Origin of the sequence: Microbacterium sp. NPDC060117 (assembly GCF_042729315.1) — a bacterium.
Lineage (GTDB): Bacteria > Actinomycetota > Actinomycetes > Actinomycetales > Microbacteriaceae > Microbacterium.
The window spans coordinates 783,696-807,893 of the sequence record NZ_JBHWXR010000001.1; the positions used below are offsets into that span (position 1 = coordinate 783,696).

Annotated in this window: 23 protein-coding genes; 13 read left to right on the forward strand and 10 right to left on the reverse strand. The window is 69.8% G+C overall.

Annotation, left to right across the window (positions count from 1 at the left end; all coding sequences use genetic code 11):
- Nucleotides 1-18 precede the first annotated feature (18 nt).
- From ACFWCK_RS03525 to ACFWCK_RS03540, 4 genes are all read right to left on the reverse strand, one after another.
- Entirely contained in the window at nt 19-924 is a 906-nt protein-coding gene (locus tag ACFWCK_RS03525; RefSeq protein WP_378804565.1) for a type II CAAX prenyl endopeptidase Rce1 family protein, read from the reverse strand.
- Between the two features lie 134 nt (nt 925-1,058).
- Entirely contained in the window at nt 1,059-2,279 is a 1,221-nt protein-coding gene (locus ACFWCK_RS03530) for an RNA polymerase sigma factor (protein ID WP_378804566.1), read from the reverse strand.
- Nucleotides 2,276-2,644 carry a YciI family protein gene (locus ACFWCK_RS03535; RefSeq protein ID WP_378804567.1) on the reverse strand — a complete coding sequence of 123 codons (369 nt, stop codon included), beginning with the start codon at nt 2,642-2,644 and terminating at the stop codon, nt 2,276-2,278. The genes ACFWCK_RS03530 and ACFWCK_RS03535 overlap by 4 nt, the downstream gene beginning before the upstream one ends.
- A 177-nt stretch (nt 2,645-2,821) precedes the next feature.
- Entirely contained in the window at nt 2,822-3,715 is an 894-nt protein-coding gene (locus ACFWCK_RS03540) for a LysR family transcriptional regulator (protein ID WP_378804568.1), read from the reverse strand.
- A gap of 78 nt (nt 3,716-3,793) precedes the next feature.
- Between ACFWCK_RS03540 and ACFWCK_RS03545 the strand changes: the two genes are divergently transcribed.
- Genes ACFWCK_RS03545 through ACFWCK_RS03555 form a run of 3 tightly spaced genes read left to right on the forward strand, consistent with a single transcriptional unit; the run spans nt 3,794 to nt 7,733 of the window.
- Entirely contained in the window at nt 3,794-5,377 is a 1,584-nt protein-coding gene (locus tag ACFWCK_RS03545; RefSeq protein ID WP_378804569.1) for an aminotransferase class I/II-fold pyridoxal phosphate-dependent enzyme, read from the forward strand.
- Nucleotides 5,374-6,840, forward strand: a complete 1,467-nt coding sequence (locus tag ACFWCK_RS03550; protein ID WP_378804570.1) for an amino acid permease — start codon at nt 5,374-5,376, stop codon at nt 6,838-6,840. The genes ACFWCK_RS03545 and ACFWCK_RS03550 overlap by 4 nt, the downstream gene beginning before the upstream one ends.
- Nucleotides 6,837-7,733, forward strand: a complete 897-nt coding sequence (locus tag ACFWCK_RS03555) for a universal stress protein (RefSeq protein WP_378804571.1) — start codon at nt 6,837-6,839, stop codon at nt 7,731-7,733. The genes ACFWCK_RS03550 and ACFWCK_RS03555 overlap by 4 nt, the downstream gene beginning before the upstream one ends.
- 52 nt (nt 7,734-7,785) lie before the next feature.
- Here ACFWCK_RS03555 and ACFWCK_RS03560 read toward each other — a convergent pair whose 3' ends face one another.
- On the reverse strand, nt 7,786-8,487 hold the full coding sequence (locus ACFWCK_RS03560; protein WP_378804572.1) for an NADPH-dependent F420 reductase: 702 nt from the start codon (nt 8,485-8,487) through the stop codon (nt 7,786-7,788).
- A gap of 83 nt (nt 8,488-8,570) precedes the next feature.
- Between ACFWCK_RS03560 and ACFWCK_RS03565 the strand changes: the two genes are divergently transcribed.
- Complete coding sequence (locus ACFWCK_RS03565; protein WP_378804573.1) at nt 8,571-9,212, forward strand: LysE family translocator; 642 nt, start codon at nt 8,571-8,573, stop codon at nt 9,210-9,212.
- Nucleotides 9,213-9,280: 68 nt separating this feature from the next.
- On the opposite strand, the gene ACFWCK_RS03570 is transcribed toward ACFWCK_RS03565, so the two are convergent.
- Nucleotides 9,281-9,808 (reverse strand): hypothetical protein, encoded by a 528-nt coding sequence (locus ACFWCK_RS03570; protein WP_378804574.1) that lies wholly within the window; start codon nt 9,806-9,808, stop codon nt 9,281-9,283.
- 85 nt (nt 9,809-9,893) lie between these two features.
- On the opposite strand from ACFWCK_RS03570, the gene ACFWCK_RS03575 reads away from it, so the two are divergent.
- The 7 genes from ACFWCK_RS03575 (at nt 9,894) to ACFWCK_RS03605 (ending at nt 18,455) form a co-directional block, all read left to right on the forward strand.
- Nucleotides 9,894-10,940 carry a LacI family DNA-binding transcriptional regulator gene (locus ACFWCK_RS03575; protein WP_378804576.1) on the forward strand — a complete coding sequence of 349 codons (1,047 nt, stop codon included), beginning with the start codon at nt 9,894-9,896 and terminating at the stop codon, nt 10,938-10,940.
- 114 nt (nt 10,941-11,054) lie between these two features.
- A complete protein-coding gene (locus ACFWCK_RS03580; RefSeq protein ID WP_378804577.1) occupies nt 11,055-12,731 on the forward strand; it encodes a glycoside hydrolase family 13 protein in 1,677 nt (558 codons plus the stop codon).
- A gap of 59 nt (nt 12,732-12,790) precedes the next feature.
- The gene (locus ACFWCK_RS03585) at nt 12,791-14,176 is read left to right on the forward strand and encodes an extracellular solute-binding protein (RefSeq protein ID WP_378804579.1); all 1,386 of its coding nucleotides are present in this window, start codon (nt 12,791-12,793) and stop codon (nt 14,174-14,176) included.
- 73 nt (nt 14,177-14,249) lie between these two features.
- Nucleotides 14,250-15,233, forward strand: a complete 984-nt coding sequence (locus tag ACFWCK_RS03590) for a carbohydrate ABC transporter permease (RefSeq protein WP_378804580.1) — start codon at nt 14,250-14,252, stop codon at nt 15,231-15,233.
- The gene (locus tag ACFWCK_RS03595; RefSeq protein WP_378804581.1) at nt 15,233-16,177 is read left to right on the forward strand and encodes a carbohydrate ABC transporter permease; all 945 of its coding nucleotides are present in this window, start codon (nt 15,233-15,235) and stop codon (nt 16,175-16,177) included. Before ACFWCK_RS03590 ends, ACFWCK_RS03595 begins: the two co-directional genes overlap by 1 nt.
- Before the next feature lie 158 nt (nt 16,178-16,335).
- Nucleotides 16,336-17,010, forward strand: a complete 675-nt coding sequence (locus ACFWCK_RS03600) for a CerR family C-terminal domain-containing protein (RefSeq protein ID WP_378804583.1) — start codon at nt 16,336-16,338, stop codon at nt 17,008-17,010.
- The gene (locus ACFWCK_RS03605; RefSeq protein WP_378804584.1) at nt 17,007-18,455 is read left to right on the forward strand and encodes a carboxylesterase/lipase family protein; all 1,449 of its coding nucleotides are present in this window, start codon (nt 17,007-17,009) and stop codon (nt 18,453-18,455) included. The genes ACFWCK_RS03600 and ACFWCK_RS03605 overlap by 4 nt, the downstream gene beginning before the upstream one ends.
- Before the next feature lie 10 nt (nt 18,456-18,465).
- Here the strand turns inward: ACFWCK_RS03605 and ACFWCK_RS03610 are convergent, their stop codons facing one another.
- Complete coding sequence (locus ACFWCK_RS03610; RefSeq protein ID WP_378804585.1) at nt 18,466-19,131, reverse strand: TetR family transcriptional regulator; 666 nt, start codon at nt 19,129-19,131, stop codon at nt 18,466-18,468.
- 100 nt (nt 19,132-19,231) lie between these two features.
- Between ACFWCK_RS03610 and ACFWCK_RS03615 the strand changes: the two genes are divergently transcribed.
- Nucleotides 19,232-20,086: an SDR family oxidoreductase gene (locus ACFWCK_RS03615; RefSeq protein WP_378804586.1), complete on the forward strand. Its 855-nt coding sequence runs from the start codon at nt 19,232-19,234 to the stop codon at nt 20,084-20,086.
- Between the two features lie 16 nt (nt 20,087-20,102).
- Nucleotides 20,103-21,056, forward strand: coding sequence for an SDR family oxidoreductase (locus tag ACFWCK_RS03620; protein ID WP_378804587.1), 954 nt, complete (start codon nt 20,103-20,105; stop codon nt 21,054-21,056).
- Between the two features lie 38 nt (nt 21,057-21,094).
- On the opposite strand, the gene ACFWCK_RS03625 is transcribed toward ACFWCK_RS03620, so the two are convergent.
- From ACFWCK_RS03625 to ACFWCK_RS03635, 3 genes are all read right to left on the reverse strand, one after another.
- Nucleotides 21,095-21,856 carry a carbon-nitrogen hydrolase family protein gene (locus ACFWCK_RS03625; RefSeq protein ID WP_378804588.1) on the reverse strand — a complete coding sequence of 254 codons (762 nt, stop codon included), beginning with the start codon at nt 21,854-21,856 and terminating at the stop codon, nt 21,095-21,097.
- A 3-nt stretch (nt 21,857-21,859) separates the two neighbouring features.
- The gene (locus ACFWCK_RS03630; RefSeq protein ID WP_378804589.1) at nt 21,860-23,245 is read right to left on the reverse strand and encodes an APC family permease; all 1,386 of its coding nucleotides are present in this window, start codon (nt 23,243-23,245) and stop codon (nt 21,860-21,862) included.
- A gap of 76 nt (nt 23,246-23,321) precedes the next feature.
- A complete protein-coding gene (locus ACFWCK_RS03635) occupies nt 23,322-24,194 on the reverse strand; it encodes a carbon-nitrogen hydrolase family protein (protein WP_378804591.1) in 873 nt (290 codons plus the stop codon).
- Nucleotides 24,195-24,198: the final 4 nt, after the last annotated feature.

Here is a 24,198-nt window from a genome sequence, read left to right on the forward strand (position 1 = left end):
CAGTCGCCGAGACGCGACTCAGGTCGCCGTCGTCGGGCCGAGACCGGGCGATCGAGCGCCCTTCGGGAGGCCGAGACGGCCCCGGGTCACGAGGATCAGCACGAGAGCCGTGCCGGTGAAGCCGATCAGCACCGGCAGGAGTCCGTAGTCGTTGAAGATCGGCGCGGGGAAGAGCGGTGCGCCCACCTTGTTCGCGAAGGTGTTGAAGGAGGCGTGCATCAGCATCGTGATCAGCACGCTGCCCCCCGCGTGGTTGAAGACCCAGGTCATCATGATCGTCAGCGCGATGATCATCACCACGAACATCACCATGTTCGCGGGCGTCGGCGGCGTCCACACCCCGCTCCAGAACAGCGGGAAGTGCCACAGCGCCCACAGCGCCCCCAGGATCACACTGCCCATCAGAGGGCCGTGGCGCTCCTGCAGCCGCGGCAGCGCGAACCCGCGCCACCCCGGCTCCTCCCCCAGCGGACCGCCGAGGAGGAAGGTCATCACGAACGCGAGCGGGTAAGCGGCGAGCAGGGGGCCGATGATCGGCTGGAACGATGCCAGGGCGGTGGGCACCACGATCGTTCCGAGCAGGATGATGACCGGCACGCCGACGAGCAGGAACAGGTACCACCCGATCCCCACTCGCCAATGGACGCAACGATGCAGCAGCCGGACGACGCCTTCCCTGCCCTCCGTCACCGCGGTCACGACGAACGCCGCGACGGCCGGACCGAGGGTTGCGACGGGGATGAGGATCCCGATCGCGAGTTTGGGCATCGCCGGCAGCGCCCCCTGCGCGGAGAGAACGGCCGGCAGCTCGACGAGCCACGCGAACAGGTACGCGATCACGAAGTAGGAGGTGAGCGGGTACCGGGCGAGCACACCGTGGGGCGTCGCACGAGAAGAGCGACCGACGTCTCCGACCACAGCCATGATGGTGACCCTTCCGTCCGCGACGGGCCCGCGAACGCGCGGGATCACTCGCTCGCGATGGCCCAGTGTCCCACTCGCCGGGGCTGACCGCCAGAGGCGGCGGCGGCAGACAGGCCGCGCCCCTCGACCGGGGCTCAGCCCCGCAGCCGTGCGGCGCGGGCTCGCAGATAGTCGCGCTCCGGGACGGAGAGGGTCGCCCGGGCCGCTTCCAGGTATTCGCCGATCGCCTCCTGGGTGCGCCCCGCGCGCTCCAGTAGATGCGCGCGCACCGAGGCGATGCGCTTGCGGTCGCCGCGCACCCTCGCGTCCGCGATGCCGTCGATCACGGCCAGCCCGGACTCGGGCCCGTGCACCATCGCCTGCGCCACGGCGCGGTTGATCGTCGCGACGGGGTTGCCGGTCTCCCGCTCGAGCAGGCGGTACAGGGCCAGGATCTGCGGCCAGTCCGTGGTCGCGGTGCTCGGAGCATCGTCATGCAGTGCCGCGATCGCGGCCTGGATCGAGTACGGGCCATGACGGCCTGCGGCGAGCGCCGCGTCGAGGATCCCGGTGCCCTCCTCGATCCCGTCCCGATCCCATCGCGTGCGGTCCTGCTCGTCGAGCGGGATCAGCTCGCCGCGGGTGCCGATGCGCGCGGCGCGGCGGGCGTCGGTGAGCAGCATCAGCGCGAGCAGCCCCGCGACCTCGACGTCCTCCGGACGTTCGCGGTGCAGCATCCGTGCCAGGCGGATCGCCTCGTCGCTGAGCCGGATGTCGTTGGCGTCCGCTCCCTCGGTCGCGGTGTGCCCCTCGGTGAACATGACGTAGAGGACGGCGAGCACCGGATCCAGACGGTCCTCGGGGTCGGACGGCTCCGGGAAGACGGCCCCGGCGACCCTGATCCTCGCTTTGGCCCGGCTGATCCGCTGGGCGATCGTCGCCTCGGGCAGCAGGTGCGCACGGGCGATCTGAGCGGTCGACAGGCCGGCGACCGCGCGCAGCGTCAGCGCCACCTGCGCCGGCATCGTCAGGGCGGGGTGGCAGCACAGCCGGAGCACCTCGACGCTGTCATCCGCGTGCGCAGCCTCGGCTTCGGCGAGGGGGCGCCAGGCATCGGCGTACGCGTTCTCGCGCTCCCGGCGCTGGTGCTCGCTGCGGATCCGATCGATCATCCGGCGGCGCGCGACGGTCAGCAGCCAGCCCTTCGCGTCCGCCGGGGCGCCCTCGGCCGGCCACTGCTGGTGCGCCGCGAGAAGCGCCTCCTGCACCGCGTCCTCGCAGAGATCCAGCTGTGCGGCGCCGTAGCGGCGCAGCAGCGCGGCGAGGACCTGCGGCGCGCTGCTGCGCCACAAGTCCTCGTAGCGACGATCAGTCACACGTCGGACCCGGCCGAGAACATCACGGGGCGGACCTCCAACGCGAGCCCGTCGATCGCCGCATCCGGGATCTGCCGGGCGAGCTCGAGCGCGCGCTCCTCGGACTCGACCTCGATCAGGTAGTACCCGCCCATGAACTCCTTGGTCTCGGCGAACGGGCCGTCGACCACCTCGGGGGCGCCGCCCGCGCCGCGCACCACTTTCGACTGGCTGGGGTCGGCGAGCGCCACGGTGCCGAGCATCTCTCCCGAAGCGGTGACGGAATCCATGAACGCCTGGTGTCCTTCGCCGATCGCCTGCATCTGCTCAGCGGTGAGCGCATTCAGCACGTCCTGACGCACCTGCATGAGGATCATGTACTTCATGGTCGTTCTCCTTCTGTTCGTCGGGCGACCCGATGTCCGCCTCGGTATGTGGTCGGAGCCGATGCGCGGTTCTCGACATCATTCTGCGCGCGGATTCCGCCAATCGCGTCCGAACGCCCGCGCCGGCGGACGGCGCCGCCTCGGAGGGAAGGGCACCCCGACCTCGGATCGGCCTCCTCAGCCGTCTGTCGTCGTGCGCAGGGCCCGCTCCAGAGCCGTCCGCGCCTCCGCGCTCACCGTCGGCGCGGTGACGAGGAAGATGCGCCGCTCGAACACGGCGTCGGCGATCTCGACCGTGGCCACGGCATCGAGATGCGCGGGCAGCGCCAGCTCGGGGACGAGGGCGGCGCCGAACCCGGCGGCGACGTAGGCCGCCACCACGGCGTAGTCGTCGCTGCGCATGGCGATCCGCGGGGTGAAGCCCGCCTGATCGGCGGCCCGGAAGAGAGCGGCATCGACGGGGTCCGCCTCGGTCGCGCCGGCGATCCAGGCCTCGTCGTCGAGGTCCGCGAGCGGAACGCCGGTGCGTCCGGCGAGAGGGTGCGCCGGCGGGACGATGACGGCGAGGTGCTCCTGACGCACCGGGATCATCCGGAAGCCCGGCGGCAGGATGGTGGGCCGGCCGGGGGCGTCGTACACGATCGCGGCATCGAGGCGGAGTCCGACGACCGCCGCCATGAGCGGGTCGAGCTCGGCCTCGATCACGTCCGGATCGAACCCGGCCGCCTGCAGCGCGCGCACCACCTGCGGGAGCAGCCTCGCCCCGGCGGAGGGGAACACGCCGATCGCGATGCGCCGCCGTCCGGACTCGACCAATGCCCTGAGCTCGTCGACGGCGCGTTCGGACCGATCCAGGATCGCGGTGGCGTGCAGCAGCATCGCCTCTCCCACCGGTGTCAGCCGCGTGCCGCCGGATCCGCTCATCACCACCGCGGCGCCGAGCACGCGCTCGAGGCCCCGGAGGTGGTGGGTGACCGTGGGCTGGCTCCACTGCAGGGCATCGGCCGCGCGCAGCACGGATCCCTGCTCGGCCACGGCCTCCAGCGCCTTGAGCTGCCTCAGATCGAGCATCCGCGCTCCATAGTGAGTATTGATGAATGAAGAAAGGTATGCATTCCTCATCGTATCCGGCTTCGCCAGAATCGATCCGTGACGACAACCACGCCCTACGCCGACGCCATCCGCCGTTTCGCCGCACGCGACCTGCAGCGCCTCAATGTCCCCGGGCACAGCGCCGACCCCGCCGCCGCTCCCCTGATGGCGGAGTTCTTCGGCGAGGACGTGCTGCGCTACGACGTGGAGCCGCTGCTGGACGGCATCGACAAGGGATCCGAGAACCCGCTCGTCCAGGCCCGCGCTCTGGCCGCGCGCGCCTGGGGCGCCCGTCGCACCTGGTTCCTCACCAACGGCGCCTCCGAGGCGAACCGGATGACGGCGCTGGCCCTGGCCGCGTTCCGCACTCCGGACGAGGTCGTGGTCGCACAGCGCAGCGCGCACTCCAGCTTCTTCGACGGCATCATCCTCGGCGGCCTCGATCCCCGCTTCGTGCAGCCGACGATCGACGAGCACCACGGGATCAACCACGGCGTGACGCCCGCAGCGATGCGCGAGGCGCTCGAGGGCGCGGATGCGAAGGCCGCCTACATCATCAGCCCGAGCTACTTCGGCGCGGTCGCCGACGTCGAGGCGATCGCGGAGGTCTGCCATGAGGCCGGCGTGCCGCTGGTCGTGGACGCCGCGTGGGCGGCGCACTTCGGCTTCCACCCCGACCTTCCTGCGAACCCGATCACGCTCGGCGCGGACCTCGTCGTCTCGTCGACGCACAAGATGGGCGGCAGTCTCACCCAGTCGGCCATGCTCCATCTCGCGGACGGCCCCTTTGCGGCCGAGCTCGAGCCGCTGATCGACCGCGCCTTCATGTTCACGCAGTCCACGAGCGCCAGCTCGCTGCTGCTCGCCTCGCTCGACCTCGCCAGGGCGACGCTGGAGGGCGGCCACGACCGCATCGCCGCGTCACTCGCCGCGGCCACCGAGCTGCGCGATGCCGTGCGCGCGACGGGACGCTTCCCGATCGTGAGCGACGGCTTCGACGCCTTCCCCGACATCGTGGGCCACGACCCGCTCCGCGTCTCGATCGATGTCGGCGCGGCGGGGCTGGACGGCCACGCCGTGCGGGAGGAGCTGCTGCGCACCGCGGGGATCATGACGGAGATCTCGACCGGATCCTGCATCGTCGCGTTCGTGGGCCCCGGCACGACGCCCGACGCGGCGCGGTTCGTGGCGGCGCTCGAGGCGCTGCAGCCGGTCGGCGACCTCGCCGCTCGAGGGGAGGCCGGATCGATTGCGCTGCCCAGGACCGGCCCCGCCGTGATGCGCCCGCGGGACGCCGCCTTCGCGCACACCGAGATCGTCGCGGCCGCAGAAGCCGTGGGCCGGGTCTCGGCCGACGCGCTGGCCGCCTATCCGCCCGGGATCCCCAACGTCCTGCCCGGCGAGATCCTCACCGCCGAGACGATCGCGTTCCTGCGCGGGATCGCGGCGATGCCCGGCGGCTACGTTCGGGGCGCCGCGGACGCGCTCGTCGACGGCGTGCGCGTCGTGATCGAGCACAGCGCGCCGATCCCCTCGGTTCGTCCGAAGACCACACGATCCAGCAGGATCGATCCGCACCTCAGAACCGGCATGCGACGTGCAGCGAAGCCGTCGCCGACGAAAGAACAGGTCACCGCATGACATCGATCGCCCAGCAGCTCCTCCGGCGCAAACCCATCGCCAGGGAGGCAGGCGATTCGCCCCTCACCCGCTCGATCGGGCTCTTCTCGCTCATGGCGATCGGGATCAGTTGCACGATCGGCACGGGGATCTTCTTCATCATGTCCCAGGCCGTGCCGCTGGCCGGCCCCGCCGTGGTGTGGTCGTTCGTGATCGCCGGCATCGTCGCCGGACTCACCGCGCTCTGCTATGCGGAACTCGCGGGGGCGGTTCCCGTCTCCGGATCCACCTACTCCTACGCGTACGCGACCCTCGGCGAGGGCATCGCCATGGTCGTCGGCGCCTGCCTGCTGCTGGAGTACGCGGTCTCCGCCGGGGCCGTCGCCGTGGGCTGGTCGCAGTACGTGAACGAGCTCATCGGCAACCTGTTCGGCTGGCACATCCCGCTCGTGCTCAGCAATTCGCCCGAGGAGGGCGGCGTCGTCAACCTGCCTGCCGTGATCCTGATCGCGCTCTGCGCGGTGCTGCTCGTGCGCGGCACCAAGGAGTCCGTCGTCACCAACGCGGTGATGGTGTGCATCAAGATCGCCGTGCTGCTCTTCTTCGTCGCCGTGGGCGTGACGGGGTGGAACTCCGACCACTTCGCGAACTTCGCGCCGTACGGGCTCAGCGGCGTCGCGGCGGGCGCCGGCGTGATCTTCTTCTCGTTCGTCGGGCTCGACGCGGTCTCGACCGCGGGCGAGGAGGCGAAGAACCCCAAGCGCAACCTGCCACTGGCCATCCTGCTCGCGCTCGTGGTCGTCGTCGTGCTCTATGTCGGTGTGGCCCTCGTCTCGGTCGGCGCCCAGGCCCCGGCGAAGTTCGACGGCCAGGAGGCCGGCCTCTCCGCCATCCTCGCCGACGTCGTCGGCAGCCCCTGGCCCGGCACCGTGCTCGCGGCGGGCGCCGTGATCTCGATCTTCAGCGTCACACTCGTCACGCTGTACGGGCAGACCCGGATCCTGTTCGCGATGGCGCGGGACGGCATGGTGCCCAAGGTCTTCGCGAAGGTCAACGAACGCACCCGCACGCCCGTCCAGAACACGATCATCGTGTCGGCCGTCGTCGCAGTGCTCGCGGGCGTGATCCCGATCAACTTCCTCGCCGAGATGACGAGCATCGGCACGCTCGCCGCGTTCCTGGTCGTCTCTGTCGGCCTGATCATCCTGCGTCGCCGCGAGCCGGACCTCGAGCGCGGCTTCACGGTGCCGCTGTACCCGATCACGCCGATCCTCTCGATCCTCGGATGCATCTGGATCATCACCCAGCTGCGGCCGGTCACGATCCTCGTCTTCGCGATCTGGGTCGCGGTGTTCCTCGCGTTCTACTTCTTCTACGGACGTCGCCGCTCCGCGCTGCAGCCGGGCAACGGTCCCCTCGCCGCCGACGTGCCGTACACCTCCGCCGTGCGTCAGCAGGCCCCGCTGGAGCGGAGCGAGCGATGACCCTCCTCGTCGGGCTGGACACCGCGCGCCGCTCGTCGTCGATGCTCGCCCTCGCCGCGCAGCTGGCGAACTCCCTGGAGACCGACCTCGTCGTCGCCGCGGTCGTCGCCTCCGCGTGGCCGCACTCGCGCGCGAGCGTCGATCACGAGTGGCAGGCGCACAACCGCGACGCGGCCGACCTCGTCCTCGACCACGCCGCGAGCGTGCTCGGCGGGCAGGTGCCGGCGCGCTACATCGTGCACGAGGCCTCCTCGGCCCGCCGCGGCCTGCTGGAGCTCGCGGAGCAGGAGCGACCCGACGCCCTCGTGCTCGGATCCGCGGTGCGCGGCGAGCCGGGACGGATCGCGCTCGGCGCGGTGTCGGAGGCGCTGCTGCACGCCTCCCCCGCGCCCGTGGCGATCGCACCGGTGGGCTATCGGGCTCGCGTGGATGCGAGGATCGACCGCCTCACCGTCGCGTACGGCGGATCCGGCGCCGCACAGGACCTCATCCCCGGCGCGGCGTCCGTCGCCGCGCTCGGTGGCGTGAGTCTGCGGATCGCCTCGTTCGCCGTGCGGCCCGACGCCGAGATGGGGATCCTCGCCGGCGCGGGCGGTCGCGCGGAGGATCCGGTCCTCGTCGAGTGGGAGGCACGGATCCGAGATCACGCGTCGACGATCCTCGGCGGGATCACCGGCCCTCCGCCGGCCGTCGATCCCGTCGCGATCGGTGTGGGCGGATCCTGGGCCGCGGCGATCGACGACGTCGGGTGGGCTGACGGCGATCTGCTCGTCGTCGGGTCCAGTTCCCTCAATCCGCTCGCCCGGGTCTTCCTCGGCTCGCACGGCACGAAGATCGTCCGCAACGCAGGAGTGCCCGTGCTCGTGGTGCCCCGCGCGGCCGCCTGGGGGTGACGCCTCGCGTCCGGCCCAGGCTTCGTCCCGACCCCGTTGAGGCGATTGCGGTTCAGGCGTCCTGGTCCGCGGCGCGCGCCCTGGCCACGACGATGCCGCGCTGCGAGGTCCAGAATCGCTCAAGCATCGCCCGCAGCTCGGCGGCGTCGACGTCGGCGCCGAACGCCTCCGCGCCGGGTTCGAGCATGATGCCGCTCGCGAGATCGCCGGCCACCACGGGGTCGAAACCGAGGTCGTCGACCAGCCGTGCCACCTGCGCCACGTCTGCGGAGTCGTCCCCGGCGATGGCGATCGCCTTGCGACCCGGGGCGCCCGCGGGGCGGGCCTCGTCCTCGACGTCGTGGTAGCCCATGTGGTTGAGCCCCTTCACGACGCGGGATCCGGCCAGGAACCGCTGCACGATCTCGCTGGTGGACGTGCGCGGATCGTCGAGGTCGTCGCGGAGCCCGTCGGCGCCCCACCAGTAGTTCATGGCGTCGATCACGAGCTTTCCGCGCAGCAGCTCCGCCGGCAGTGTCGTGTGCCGGCCGAGCGGCAGGGTCAGCAGTACGGCGTCCGCATCGCGGGCGAGCTCCGCGACGTCGACCGCACTCGCCCCGAGCGCGGCGGCGGCGCGTGCGATCCGGGCCGGATCCGAGGATCCCGCGACCAGCACGCGATAGCCGGCCGCCACCGCGAGGCGCGCGAGCACGCTGCCGATCCGGCCGGCACCGATGATGCCGAGCGTCTGGATCCGAGATGTCGTGTCCGCCACGGCGCCATCGTAGCCAGAGCGCGCCCGGCCGTTCCGACGAACGCGCGCTGGCATCCGGGCGGCACCGGGACTAGGTTCTTCACGTGCCGCACACGGAAGCCGTCATCGCCTTCGCCCTCACCTCCCTGGTCCTCATCGCGATCCCGGGCCCCAGCGTGCTGTTCGTCATCGGACGCTCGCTCGCCTGGGGTCGCAGCGCCGGGCTCTGGAGCGTGCTCGGCAACGAGCTCGGAAGCCTGGTCCCGATCACCGCGGTGGCGTTCGGCGTGGGATCGATCGTCGCCCAGTCCGTGGCCCTGTTCACGGTGGTGAAGGTGCTCGGTGCGCTCTACCTGGCCTATCTCGGAATCCAGGCCATCCGTCACCGGCGCGACGGTTTCGAGGGCGCGTCCCAGACGGGTTCGCCGCGGATGTCCACGCTCATCGTGCTGCGGCAGGGCTTCATCGTCGGGGCCACCAACCCCAAGACCATCGTCTTCTTCGTCGCCGCGCTGCCGCAGTTCGTCGACTTCCACGCCGGATCCGTTCCCCTGCAGATGATGGTCCTCGGGCTGATCTTCACCGTCATCGCCTTCGTCTGCGATGGGACCTGGGCGTTGATCGCCGGCGCGGCGCGGTCGTGGTTCGCACGCTCGCCCCGACGGCTCGCCGCGGTCCGCGGCACCGGCGGGGGCATGATGATCGGGCTCGGCGGCGTGCTGCTGCTCGCCGACAACAAGGCCTGACGGCGATCCGGAGCTCTCCGGGAGCTCTCCGCGCCGGCTGGCCGCGGCCGCACCGGACGGGGACCGGATCAGCGACGCAGCGCCGTGGGCCGAGGCAGGCCGAGGTCCTCGATGAGGTCGCCGAGGGCGCGATCGAGCTCTGCGCCGGCCTGCGCGATCTTGTTGACACCGAAGCCGGCGAGCCGGGCGCCCGGAGCCTCGAAGCTCAGCGTCGTCCCCGGCGCGCTCGACGTGTGCGCCTCGATGCGCAGCGGGGCGTAGAGCATCGTGCCGGGATCGTGCCGGAACAGCCGCGCGGTGATCCCGTGGTGCGCGATCAGCCACACCACGCTGCGGGCGCCGCTGCCCGCGTGCGCCATGAGCGCGTCGGGACGCGAGGTCCAGACCCGGACGAACCCGCTGGGCGCCTCCCACTGCAGCCCCCGCACGAATCCCGCCCAGTCGCCGCCGCGTACCTCGGCCAGCGCCTGCTCCTCCGGCAGCGCCGGGACCGCGGCCTCGAACGCCCCCACCAGGGCGTCGAACTGCGCGTTCGCCTCCAGCCGGATCCGCCGTCCGGCATGCTCGAAGACGGTCTCGTCCGCGTCGTAGCTCACCGGACCATCCTCTCGCAGCGCACGAGATCCGTCGGCCACGCAAGAGAGCGCAAGTTGTCGTCGCGTTCTTGCGTAAACTGCCAGCATGTCGAAGCGTCTCGTCGAAGTGGCCAAGAAGGTGGGTGTCAGCGAGGCCACGGTCTCGCGCGTCCTCAACGGAAAGCCGGGGGTCTCCGACAGCACCCGTCAGGCGGTGCTCACTGCCCTGGACGTGCTCGGCTATGAGCGCCCGACGAAGCTTCGCGGTGAGCGGGCGCGACTGGTCGGCCTGGTGCTGCCGGAACTGACCAATCCGATCTTCCCCGCCCTCGCCGAGGTGGTGGGCGGCAGCCTCTCGCAGAACGGCTACACCCCCGTGCTGTGCACCCAGAACGCGGGCGGGGTGACCGAGGCGGACTACGTCGAGCTGCTCCTGGAGCAACAGGTCTCCGGCGTCATCTTCCTCGGCGGCAACTACACCCAGGCCGATGCACCCCACGGGCACTACGAGCAGTTGCGCCGCGTGAAGCTGCCCACCGTGATGGTGAGCTCGGGTGTACCCGACCTCCCCTTCACAACCGTGGCCACCGACGACGCCGCAGCGGCGGAGCAAGCGGTCAACCACCTCTACCAGCTCGGGCACCGCCGCATCGGACTGGTGCTCGGGCCGACGGATCACATCCCCTCCCGACGGAAGCGCGAGTCGGCCCGGCGGGTGCTCGCGGACCTGGGAGCACCCCTGAGCGACGACCTGATCGTGCACGGCCTGTACTCGCTGGAGTCAGGGCAGGCGGGCGCGACCCGCCTGCTGGAACGCGGCGCCACCGCCATCGTGTGCGCGAGCGATCCGCTCGCCCTGGGTGCCGTGCGGGCGGCCCGTCGGGCGGGGGCCAGGGTGCCCGACGACGTGTCCGTCGTGGGCTTCGACGACTCGGCGCTGATGAGCTGCACGGAGCCGCCGCTCACCACGGTGCGGCAGCCGATCGAGGCGATCGGGCGCACTGCCGTGGAGTTGCTCATGGCGCAGATCGCCGGCACCGCCGCCGCGGGAGAGGAGCTCCTCTTCGAGCCGGAGCTGGTGCTGCGGGGGTCGACCGCGCCAGCCCCTTCGCAGGAGATCGATTCTCGGACCGCGAGAACCTCCGACTCTTGATTGTCTGTTTCTTGCAAGATTTCGTTCATCTCTTGCTTTCCTGACTCCGGCGAATTACGGTGATCAGCACGCCCCGGATCCGGGACGTCCCGCTGCACCCCGAGCAGGAGCACGATGGCGATGACGCCTCCGAACTCTTCCGACGACGCCGACTGGTGGCGCACCGCCGTGATCTACCAGGTGTACGTCCGCAGCTTCGCGGACGGCGACGGCGACGGCACGGGCGACCTCGCGGGCGTGCGGAGCCGCCTGTCCTACCTCGCAGCGCTCGGCGTCGACGCCCTGTGGTTCAACCCCTGGTATCCGTCGCCGCTCGCCGACGGCGGCTACGACATCGTCGACTATCGCGCGATCCACCCGATGTTCGGATCCCTCGCTGACGCCGAGGCGCTGATCGTCGAGGCAGCCGAGCTCGGCATCCGCACGATCATCGACATCGTCCCGAACCACATCAGCGCTCAGCATCCGTGGTTCCAAGAGGCGCTCGCCGCGGATCCCGGATCCGCCGCCAGGGAGCGCTTCTGGTTCCACCCAGGCAAGGGCGAGAGCGGATCCACCATCCCCACGCACTGGGTGTCGAGCTTCCAAGGCGAGACGTGGACCCGCACGGTCACCGCCGAGGGTGATCCCGGCGAGTGGTACCTGCATCTGTTCACCCCCGAGCAGCCCGACTGGAACTGGAACCACCCCGACGTGCGGCGCGAGCACGAAGACATCCTGCGCTTCTGGTTCGATCGCGGCGTCGCCGGGGTGCGCATCGACTCGGCGGCGATGGTGATCAAGGATCCCCACCTGCCGGAAGTCGGCGAGCGCACCGGCCCCGGCACGCATCCGACCGAGGACCGCGACGAACTGCACGACCTGTATCGCTCCTGGCGGGCGATCGCGGACGCATACCCGGACCGCCGAGTGCTCGTCGGAGAGCTTTGGGTCGAGGACGCGGAGCGATTCGCGGCTTACCTCCGCCCCGACGAGATGCACACCGCGTTCAACTTCGACTTCCTCGCCCGGCCATGGGATGCCGCAGAGCTGCGCACGTCGATCGACACCACGCTCGCCGCGCACGCGCCGGTCGGCGCCCCGAGCACCTGGGTGCTGTCCAACCACGACGTCACCCGGCCGGTGACCCGGTACGGCCGCGAGAGGACCGGCTTCGCCTTCCTCGACAAGCGCTTCGGCATCCCCACCGACCTCGACCTCGGCCGACGCAGGGCGCGCGCAGCGGCCCTCCTGGTCGCCGCTCTCCCGGGCAGCCTGTACATCTACCAGGGCGACGAGCTCGGGCTCGACGAGGTCGAGGATCTCCCGCTCGAGCTCATCCAGGATCCGATGCACTTCCGCTCCGGAGGGGTGGATCCGGGACGCGACGGATGCCGGGTGCCGCTGCCCTGGTCCGGAGAGCGCGCCCCGTTCGGCTTCAGCCCGGACGGCATCACGACGTGGTTGCCGCAACCGGAGTCGTGGCGCGACCTCACGGTGCAGCGGCAGGAGTCGGATCGCGCATCCATGCTCAGCCTCTATCGAGCGACACTTCGGATCCGGCGCTCAGAGACCGACCTCGGCGGCTCCGATCTGGACTGGATCGAGGTTCTGGGCGAGAACGTCCTCGCGTTCCGCAGGGGTCAGCGATTCGCATGCATCGTCAACACCGGATCGTCCCCGCTCGAGCTGCCTCCCCACGACGAGCTGATGCTGGCCTCGGCGGAGCTGCACAACGGGATCCTGCCCGGCAACGGCGCCGCCTGGCTGCGGCTCGCACCTCGACATGTCCCCGAGGGGGGCCGATCATGACGATCCTCGCACCAGAGGAGCCCGGCGCATCCGCGCCATCATCCATGAAGGGAAAGACGATGAAGTCACGAATGAAAGTCCTGCTGGCCGGCACGTCGGTGCTCGCGCTCGCAGGCGCCCTGGCCGGATGCTCAGCCTCCGGATCCGGGTCGGGATCGGACGGCGGCAAGGTGCATCTCGTCGTCGCGCCGGTGCTGCCCGGCGCGACCGCCGACGCGTTGAAGGCGCTCGCAGATCGCGTGAAGCAGTTCGAGAAGGCGAACCCGGACATCGACGTCAAGGCGATCGAGTACCAGTGGACCGGCACCACATTCGCCGCCGAACTCGCCGGAGGCACCCTGCCAGACGTGTTCAATGTGCCGTTCACCGACTCGAAGACCCTCGCGAACAATGGCCAGCTCGCCGACATCACCGCGGACTTCAAGAAGACCGCGACCGCCGACAAGTGGAACAAGAAGGTGCTCGACGTCGCGACCGGCACCGACGGCAAGGTCTACGGCATCCCGTGGGGCCCGTACGCGATGTCGCTGTCGTACAACCGCGACATCTTCACCAAAGCGGGCCTCGACCCCGACAAGCCGCCCACGACCCTCGACGAGGTCGAGACCTACGCGAAGACCATCGCCGCGAAGGTGCCCGGCGTCGCCGGCTACATGCAGATGACGCAGGACAACACCGGCGGCTGGCAGCTCACAACGCTGACGGAGGCGCTCGGCGGGCGCATGGAGAAGGTCGGACCTGACGGCAAGGTGACCGTCACCGCCGACAACGACGCGACCGAGAAGGCGCTGGCGTGGCTGAAGAAGCTGCGCTGGGACGACAACGCGATGGGAAGCAACTTCCTGTTCAACTGGTCGGGCATCAACGAGGCGTTCGCCGCCGGCAAGATCGGCATGTACATGAGCGGGTCGGACGTCGTGGGCTCGCTCATGCAGGCCAACGGGCTGGATCCCAAGACCTACGGCGTGACGACCTTCCCTGTGGCGAAGGACGCCGATGCGGGGATCCTGTCGGGCGGAAACGTGGACGTGGTGAACGTGAAGGACTCCCCTGAGCAGATCGCCGCCGCCGTGAAATGGATCGACTTCTACCGCACTCAGCCGACGGTGGACAAGAACGCGGCGGTGAAGAACGCGGAGACCCTCAAGGCCGGGAACCAGGCGGTCGGCGCGCCCACCCTGCCCGTACTGGACAAGGCGACCTGGGAGCAGAACCAGGAGTGGATCAAGCCCTACGTCAATGTCCCCGCGGCCAACGTGAAGCCGTTCACCGACGGGATCTGGTCGCAGACGATCGTGCCGGAGCCGCCGGCCCACACGCAGGACCTGTACGGCGCCTTGGACGCGGTCGTGCAGGCCGTGCTCACCGATCAGAACGCGGATGTGGACACCCTGCTCAAGGGCGTCAACACCAAGATCCAGGCGCTCGTCGATTCCGGCAGCTGACCCGCCCGCACGCGGTGCGACCGGGATGACGTCCCGGTCGCACCGTGCCATGATCCGATACGAAGGTCCCCGCATGTCTCAGGCCGCAACCATGAGTCCCGACACCCCTCCTGCTGATCCGACATCGGCACCCGAGGCGACGTCGACGGCGGCGCGTCCGCCTCGTCGGACGCCGGTCACCTGGGTCCGACGAGGAGGGCTCACCACACTCCTCTTCGCGCTGCCGATGCTGATCGTGTTCGGAGTGTTCTCCTGGTCGCCGATCGTGCAGGCCGTTGTGATGAGCTTCCAGCGGACGAACCTCGTCACAGAGCCGCAGTGGGTGGGAATCGCGAACTTCGCAGCGGTGCTGCAGGACCCGCTCTTCTACACGGCGCTGCGCAACACCGCGCTGTTCGCGGGGATCGCGCTGTTGATCGGGTACCCGATCCCACTGGTCGTCGCCGTGCTGATGAGCGAGTTCCGCCGGTCGAAGGGGTGGTACAGCGTGCTCGCCTACCTGCCCGTCGTGATTCCCCCGGTGGTGTCCGTGCTGCTGTGGAAGGTGTTCTACGACGCGTCGCCGAACGGCGTCTTCAACACGATGCTGAGCTGGTTCGGGATCCCCGCGCAGCCGTGGATCCAATCCGCCGCGACCGCGATGCCGTCGCTGGTCCTTCAAGCAACCTGGGCGGGCGCCGGCGGCACGATCATCATCTACCTCGCCGCGCTCACCTCGGTGGCTCCCGAGCTCTACGACGCCGCTGAAGTCGACGGAGCCTCGATCTGGCAGAAGGTGTGGCACGTCACCCTCCCCCAGCTGCGCGGGATCCTGTTCATCACGCTGATCCTGCAGATCATCGCCACCGCGCAGGTCTTCCTGCAGCCGTTTCTGTTCACCGGCGGAGGGCCTGCCAATTCGACCACGACGATCCTGCTGCTCATCTACCAGTACGCCTTCACCAACAGCCTCGGCGGTGCCTACGGTAAGGCGACGGCGCTGAGCCTCATGCTCGCGCTCTTCCTGGGACTGATGTCGCTCGGGTACTTCCGGCTCACCAAGAAGTGGAGCGACTGATGGCGCTCACGACCCCTGCGCCGACCGCACCCGCGCCGCGGCGGACGCGCCGTTCCTCGACGGAACAGGCCGACCGCGGCATCCTCTCGCACGCCGACTGGTCCCGGCCTGCGACGCGGGCCTTGGGGACGGTCCTGAACGTGCTTCTCGGGATCGCCCTGGTCGCTGCGGGTCTCCTCCCGCTGCTGTGGCTGCTGAAAGCCGCCGTGACGCCGACGCGGGAGACGCTGACGCATCCGCTCCAGTTCATCCCGACCGACTGGGCGTGGTCCAACCTCGAACGCGCATGGAACGACGTGCACATCGCGAGCTTCTTCGGCAACACGATCGCGATGGCGGCCGGATCCTGGGCCGTGCAGCTGCTGGTGGCGACGACCGGTGGCTTCGTCCTGGCGGTGCTGCGACCCAGGTACGGCCGGATCCTCAGCGGCATGGTGCTCGCGACCCTGTTCATCCCGACGGTGGTGCTGCTCGTCCCGCTGTATCTGACGATCGTGCACCCGCCCCTGATCGGCCACTCCCTGATCAACACGTTCTGGGCTGTCTGGCTGCCCGCCGGCGCCAGCGCGTTCAACGTGCTGCTGGTGATGCGGTTCTTCGAGAGCCTGCCCAAGGAGATCTTCGAGGCGGCGCGCACCGACGGCGCCGGCACGTTCCGCCTGTTCTGGTCGATCGTGCTGCCCATGTCGCGGCCGATCCTCGGAGTCGTGTCGATCCTCGCGATCAACGCGGCATGGGCGGACTTCCTCTGGCCGAACCTCGTGCTGGCCGACATCTCGGTGCAGCCGCTGTCCGTGCGACTGCCGCAGATCCAGGCCTCCACGGACCTCGGCGTCTATCTGGCGGCGCTGGCGATCGCGACGATGATCCCCGTGGTGATCTTCCTCGTCTTCCAGCGAGCGTTCCTGAACAGCGGCGGGATCGGCGGTGCGGTCAAGGGATAAGCCGAGTCCGTCCCTCGATCGGTCGTCCAGGCTCGGCGGCGAGCGTACGCCTGATCGTGATGACGGACGTCGGGCACACATGACGCATGGCGCGGGATCCCGAATGTCCGAATAGATTGATCGTTTGATTTAATCATTTGATCAATTAGGCTGACGGCATGAGTGTTCAGGGTTCAGCCACCCCTGCGTCGTCACCGGCCCGCCCGACCGGCGATGAGACTCGGCATGCCTTGCTCGCCACGGCCACCATCGCCTTCGCCCGCGATGGCTTCCACGCGGTGAGCACCCGCCGGATCGCACAGGACGCCCAGATCAACCAGGCGCTCATCGGCTATCACTTCGGCGGGAAGGACGGCCTGTACCACGCCGTCCTGGCACAGGCCGCGGCCGAGGTGGGCGCGATCGCCGCCCCTCTCCTCGACGACATCGCGGAGGCCCTCGCGCGTGGCCGCGCCGAGCAGGTCGGCGCTGCCACGGCCGACTTCGCGACGACGATGGTCGCGGCCCTGCTCCGCCCCGAGTCCGCGGATCCGATGCAGCTGATCCTGCGCGAGCAGCAGAACCCGTCGACATCGTTCGACGCGCTGCTCGACGGGTTCATGGACCGCCTGGCGACGACGCTCACCGCCGCCGCAGCACGGCTGCACCCGGAGGGCTCGGCACAGACGCACCGCCTCACTGCCCTCTCCGTCATGGGTCAGGTGCTGATCTTCCGCACCGCGCACGCCGTCGCGTTGCGCCAGCTCGACGAGACCGACCCCGCCGCACGGATCCCCACGGTGCAGGAGCACGTCCGCCGAGCGGTCATCGCGATCCTGGCAGCCCCCGCATGAACACGCTCGTCCGCACCGAGCAAGGTATCGTCGACGGCTTCGCAGAGGACGGAGTTGCACGGTTCTTCGGGATCCCCTTCGCACAGCCGCCCGTCGGCGACCGGCGCTGGCGGCCTCCACTCGAACCGGTCGGCTGGGGAGGCGCCCGCCCCGCGTGGGAGTTCGGCCCGATCTGCCCGCAGACTTCCGGTGCGGTGTTCACCCCGCGCGCGACGTCGCAGAGCGAGGACTGCCTCTATCTGAACGTCTGGACGGGCAGCACCGACTCCGAGGCGAAGCAGCCGGTCATGGTCTGGATCCACGGCGGAGGTTACCTGGGCGGCAGCGGCTGCGAGGACGGCACGGACGGCGCCTCCCTCGCCGCCCACGGCGTGACTGTCGTGAGCATCAACTACCGGCTCGGCGCATTCGGTTACCTCGCCGATCCCGAGCTCGGCTGCAACTTCGGCCTGCTCGACCAGATCGCCGCGCTCCGCTGGGTGCAGCGGAGCATCGCAGGCTTCGGCGGAGACCCCGGCAACATCACGGTTTTCGGCCAGTCGGCCGGCGGCCATGCAGTGCGGATGCTGCTCGAGGCACCGGCGGCACGGGGACTGTTCCACCGCGCGATCGTGCAGTCCAGCGCCATCGAGCGCTTCACCTTCGACACCCTGCCGACCGGCGAGCGCACGCGGCTCGCGTCGCAGAGCCTGATCCGCCACCTCGGCGGAGGAAGCCCCGACGACCTGCGCCGCCTCCCGACCGCGGCCGTCACGGAAGCCTCGCATCTGTTCAGCGGGACGATCCCGAAGCGCGGCCGCGTGCACACCCCCGCGAATCTGGCGTGGATGCCGGTGCCGGACGGCGAGATCCTTCCTGCGCAGGGTGGCACCGCGGATCTCGCCCCCGTGCCGCTGCTCCTCGGCACGACCGAGAACGAGGCCCGCTACTTCATCAAGCCCGGCATGCTCCCCTACAACCGGATCCTGCTCTGGGCACTCACTCGTGCCCTCGCCGGCAAGCAGGCGGGCGCGGTGCGCCGGGCGGTGCGGACCGGATCCGATTCGATGTACTCCCGCTTCGACAGGGCCTACACCGCCGCGGTCTTCACCGAGACGACGTTGACGGCCGCCGAGCGGCTGCTCGCGAGCGGCGGCGACCTGCACGCCTACCGCTTCGCGCGCGTCTCCCCCGCCGCCGCAGCCTCGGACGAACGCGCCCGCCATACCGCCGAACTGCGCTATCTCTTCGGCACACTGACGCCCGAGGGGTATGACGACGCCGACCGGAACGTGTCGTCATGGATCCAGGAGCAGTGGGTCGCGTTCGCACGCGACGGCGCCCCCGCCGATCCCTCCTGGCCGCGCTACGACGAGCGCGGTCTGATCGCGATCATCGACGAGACCGTGGAGCAGGGACACATCGATGACGACCCGGTCGTCGGGATCATGCATCGGAACCGCTGAGCCCGCACCATCAGCCCGCGAGCCCCGTGATCAGCGCCTCCAGGATCCGTACCAGGCGGGGCTCGACGTCGACCCGGGCGTGCGCGAGTTCCGGATCGGTCTCGTAGAGCTCGCGGAGCGCCGTGCCCGGCGCCGCCATCTGCCACAGCGCGCCGGCCATCGCCGTGGCCGTGGCGACCACTTCCATGCCCGCTCCCCGCGGCAGCCCGGTCGCGTCCGACAGCGCATCCGCGACGGCGGAGGCGGAGGCGATCGCGGTGAGCTTGAAGTCCTTCACGATCGGCAGTGAGACGCCGCGCTCGAGGTTGAGCGGCACGTGCGCGAGCAGTTCGCAGAACAGGGGCCGAGTGAGCAACGTCGATGTCAGCAAGGCCGCGGTCTCGGCCGGAGCCCACCGCCTTGCGGCGCCGCCAGCGCTAACTCGCAACCCCGCAACGACCTCGCGCGACCACTCCCGCCACTGCGCCGCAGCGAGCCGCAGGAAGATCTCCTCCCGGGTCTCGAAGTACCGCAGCATCGTCGACTTGTGCATCCCGACACCGGCCGCGATATCGGTCAGCGTCACCGCGCGCACTCCGTCGCGGAGGCCCAGCTCGGCCGCCGAGCACAGGATCGCGTCCTCGCGCTCCTGCTTCGCCGCGGCCGATCGCGCGCGCTCGTATGCCACGTTCGTCATCCCACGATGATAGCGCAACAGGGTTGCATTACTCTGACGTCCGTGTTTCACTCATAGCACAACACCGTTGCGTTAAATAGGACGCAGAGAGGACCCGTCCATGTCATCGCCCACCGTCGTCATCACCGGAACATCAACAGGCTTCGGCCGTCTCGCCGTCGAGCGCTTCCACCGCGCAGGCTGGAACGTCGTCGCGACCGTCCGCAAGGAGGACGATCTGCGCACCCACGACGCCCTCCCGAACGTGCGGACGCTCCTCCTCGACGTCGACGACGAGGCGGCGGATCTCACGTTCGGCGAGGTCGCGGCGGCCGCGTTCGGCCGGGTGGACGCACTCATCAACAACGCCGGCTACTTCCAGGCGGGGCCACTGGAGGCCACGACGATGGAGCAGGTGCACCGCCAGTTCCAGACCAACGTGTTCGGGCTGATCGCGCTGAACAAGGCGTTCATCCCGATCTTCCGGCACCAGCGCTCCGGCGTCATCGTGAACGTCAGCTCGATCAGTGCCGACGGTGGCTTCCCCTACACCTCGAACTACCAGGCCTCCAAGGCCGCCGTGGCGTCACTGACGGAGGGGCTGCACGCCGAGCTCGCCGAGTTCGGCGTGCAGGTCAAGGCCCTGCATCCCGGCAACCACATGACACGGATCTTCAGCAAGGTCGACGTCGCCGACGACGTCCCCGAGGACTACCTGCCGTCGATGACGCTGTTCAACACCCTCAACACCGTCCGATCCGACCCGGCGGGCACCGCCGAGGTGATGTTCCGGATGGTCGTGGACGGCGACGCCGGGAAGGTGCACTACTACAGTGGCCCCGACGGCACCGCGATCCCCCGGGTGAAGCAGCTGCTCGGGCAGGACTGGTACCTCGAGGAGCTGAGCGCCCGCAACCGCGCGCAGGCCAGCCCGCTCTGGGACGCGCTCATGCCACGTCCGGTCGCGGCCGGCTGAGCGGCAAGGGAGCGGCATGTATCGGGTACCGGATCAGACGGGGCGACGGATCGTCGTCACCGGAGCCAACAGCGGGACCGGCCTCGAAGCGGTCCGACGCCTGGCCGCGGCCGGGGCGAGCGTGGTCCTCGGCGTCCGCTCACCCGAGAAGGGCGAGGCCGCGATGACCGCCGTCCGCGCCGAGACTCCGGGCGCGCGCCTGGAGGTGCACCGGATCGACCTCGCCGACCTCGCGAGCGTGCGTGCGTTCGCGGCCGCGGTGACGGCCCACGGCACACCCGTTGACGTCCTCATCAACAACGCAGGCGTGATGGCCCCGCCGCGCCGGTTCGAGACGGCGGACGGTTTCGAGTTGCAGTTCGGCAGCAACTTCCTCGGCCCCTTCCTGCTCACCAGCCTGCTGCTGCCGCGCCTGCTCGACGCCCCGGAAGGGCGGGTCGCGACGATGTCCAGTCTCGTGGCGCATCGCGGGCGGATCCGCTTCGACGACCTGCAGTGGCGACAGCGATATCGGCCGAACGCCGCCTACGGCCAGTCCAAGCTCGCCGACCTGCTCATGGGGATCCACCTCGCCGACACCGCCCGCGCGAACGGATGGCGCCTGCGCTCCACGATCGCTCACCCCGGGTACACACGGACGAACCTGCAGGTCGCGGGCGGCAACCTCGTCCGCGCCGCCGATCAGGCCAGGCCCCCGGTCCGTCGCACGCTCCTGCCCTCACAGGACGTCTCGCAGGGTGCCGAGCCGCTCCTGTTCGCCGCAACGGATCCGGGAGCCGGCAACGGCGAGTACTTCGGTCCGCGCCGCACGCTAACCGGCCCCGCCGTGCGCATCGGGATCCCGCACGCCGCGCGAACGGGACCCGACCTCGCCGCATCGCTGTGGGCCGTGGCTCAACGACTCATCGGCGCGGAGGATCTTCCTCACAGCGCTGTGTCACGTCGCCCCTCACGGGCGCCTACCGGATGACGCACCGCCGCCATCGACGATCCGCGTAGCGATGCGCTCTACTGTGCTGCACGCGCTCGTGCGCGGGACGTTTCCGCGGGATCGAGGTCGACGACGAGCAGACCCGGCTCCGGGCCGAGCTCACCGAGTGCCGCCCCCATCGGATCGACGACAAGGCTCGTACCGATCGAGACGGGCGGCGCCTGGCACACCGCCGCGGTGAGGATGACGTTCTCGATCGCGCGGGCGGCGGCGAGGGTGCGCCACTGGTCGATCTTGTGCGGTCCGGGTACCCATGACGCGCAGATCGCGAGCACGTCGGCGCCTGCGGCGGACAGATCCCTGGCCAGCGCCGGGTGGCGGAGGTCATTGCAGGTCATCACGCCGACCCGGATCCCCGCGATCGGCATCACGACCGGCAACGCGGGGTCGGGCCGGGATATCCAGTGCGACTCCCGGAACCCGTAGGCGTCGTAGAGGTGGATCTTCCGATACAACCCGACAAGGCCGCCGTCCGCGTCGAACCCCACGAGCGTGTTGTAGGGCCTGTCCCCGTCCGGGGCCGCTTCCACCATCCCCGCGATGACGGCGATCCCGTGCTCGAGGGCGAGCGCAGCGAGCGTCCTGCCGTACTCGCCGTCCACGGGTTGCGCGACCTCGGCGAAGCTGCCGTCCACCACCTTCTTCTCGTACATGGCGTACTCGGGGAACAGCAGCAGATCCGCGCCCCGCGCCGCCGCATCTTCGAACCCGGCACGGATCAGCGCGAGATTGTGCGCGACGTCGGTGCCGGAGTCGATCTGGGCGAGCGCGAGACGCACCGATCACTCCCCCGCGACCGCACCGGCGGGAGCGGCCGCGGAGGGCGCTTCCTCCTGCTCGTAGGTAAGCTCGGGCGGCAGCTTGCGGAAGCCCTTGGTGATGACCGCGAGCACGACGATGCCGACAGCGAGCCAGCTGAGCCCGAGGATGATCGCGTTCGCGTCGAGCTTGGTGAGCAGGTAGGCGGTGATGACGGCTCCGATCGCGGGGATGACGACGTAGACGAGTGGGTTGTGGATGCGTCCGGCCCGTCGTTCCTTCACGTAGTACACGATGACGGAGATGTTGACCATGGTGAAGGCCGTGAACGCGCCGAAGTTGATGAAGGACGTCGACGTCGCGACGTCGAGGAAAAGCGCGGCCAGCCCGATCACGCCGATGATCACGATGTTGAGCACCGGGGAGTGGAAGCGCTTCGAGACCTCGCCGAATACGCGCCGCGGGAGGGCGCCGTCCCGACCCATCGCGTACAGCAGCCGGGCGGCGGACGCCTGTGCGGCAAGACCGGATGCGAACTGGGCGATCACGAGCCCGGCCAGGAAGATCGCGCCGAACACGTTTCCGCCGATCGTCATCGCGATGTCGAATGCGGCCGACGACGAGTCCTTGAAGGCGCCGCCCGGATGCACGAGCTGCGTCGTGTACGACACCAGGATGAAGATGCCGCCGCCGATGAGCGCGATGAGCATGATCGCGCGAGGGACGTTGCGGGTCGGATCCTTCGTCTCCTCGGTGAATGTCGTCACCGCGTCGAAGCCGAGGAAGGAGTACGCGGCGATCGCGGCTCCGGCGGAGACCATCGGGAAGCTCGTCGTCGAGTTCCAGAACGGTCCGCCGCTGACGAGTCCGCCGAGGCCCTTGCCGCTGACCACGGAGCCGATCGAGAGCGCCACGAACACGACGATGACGAGCACCTGGAACGCCATCATGATGTAGTTCACGCGGTCGGCGACCTTGATCCCGAGGATGTTGAGCAGCGTCGTGACGAGCACGAATCCGATGATCCACACCCAGCTCGGCACGGCGGGGAACTCCGCCTTGAGGTAGGCGCCGCCGATCAGCCAGATGACCATCGGCAAGAACATGTAGTCCAGCAGCACCGCCCAGCCGACGAGGAAACCGACCCTCGAGTCGATCGTGCGGCGCACGTAGGTGTAAGCGGATCCGGCGACCGGATGCGCGGCCGCCATCCGCCCGTAGCTCGAGGCGGTGAACAGCATCGCTATCAGCGCCACCAGGTATGCGGAGGCGCTCGCGCCGCCGGTCGTCTCGGCGACCACGCCGAAGATGCCGAGGACGATGAGCGGGGTCATGTACGCGAGTCCGAACAGGACCAGCGAGGTGAGCCCGAGCGATCGGGTGAGGTGGGGTTGCTGTTCGGTCGACATCGTCGTCTCCAGAGGGGTGAGAGGGGATCGGGTTCGGGGAGGGGCGGTTTCGGGGGCCGGGATCGGATCGGGCGGCTCAGGCGGTTGAGGGGCGCCGCGGCTCCCATCGATGCGGCTCGATGCGGCCCTCGTAGAGCGGCAGCTCGAGGGCCGCATCGGCGGGGAGGAACTGCGCCCACATCCGATTGCTGCCGGCAGTGCCGTGGGTGCGCACGCGGTCGACGTGATCGAGATCGAGCGCCACCCTCAGGACCTCGGGGTCGACGCCGGCCTCGGCGAGCACCGCGCCCTCCGGGTCGACCACGATGCTCTGCCCCTTTCCGACGGGGCCGGCGCAGTTGACGCTGACGGTGAAGGTCTGGTTGACGATCGAGTTCGCGCGGGCGAGCACCAGCTCCTGCGCGCGGTCGGGAGTGGTGGTCTTGACGATATTGACGACCACGTCCGCTCCCATCCAAGCGAGATGGCGGGTGACCTCGGGGAACCAGGCGTCGTAGCAGATCGAGAGTCCGACGACGCCCGCATCCGTCCCGTACGTCACGAATCGGTCGCCGGGGTCGTACGGCTCGTACGGTCGCCACGGGAAGATCTTGCGGTAGGACGCCGTCAGCGCGCCGTCCGCGGCGATCGCAAGAGAGGTGTTGTACAGCTCCCCGTTCCGCCCCCGTTCGCACACGCTTCCCGGGATGAGCGCGACCCCGGCATCGTGCGCGATCGCGCGCAGGTCGTCGACGAAGGCGCCGTCGAGGGGGACGGACGCCGCGCGCAACCGCTGCTCGTTCTCCGCCTCCGGCCACCTCTCGGTGCCGAACAGGTGCAGTTCGGGATAGACCACGAGGTCGATGCCTGACGCACCGTGGCCCTTGACCTCCGCGGCGAATGCGTCGAGTGACGCACCGATGGGGATGGGCCCCGCCTGGACGGCGGCGATGGTGAGCGTGCGGGCCATGGTG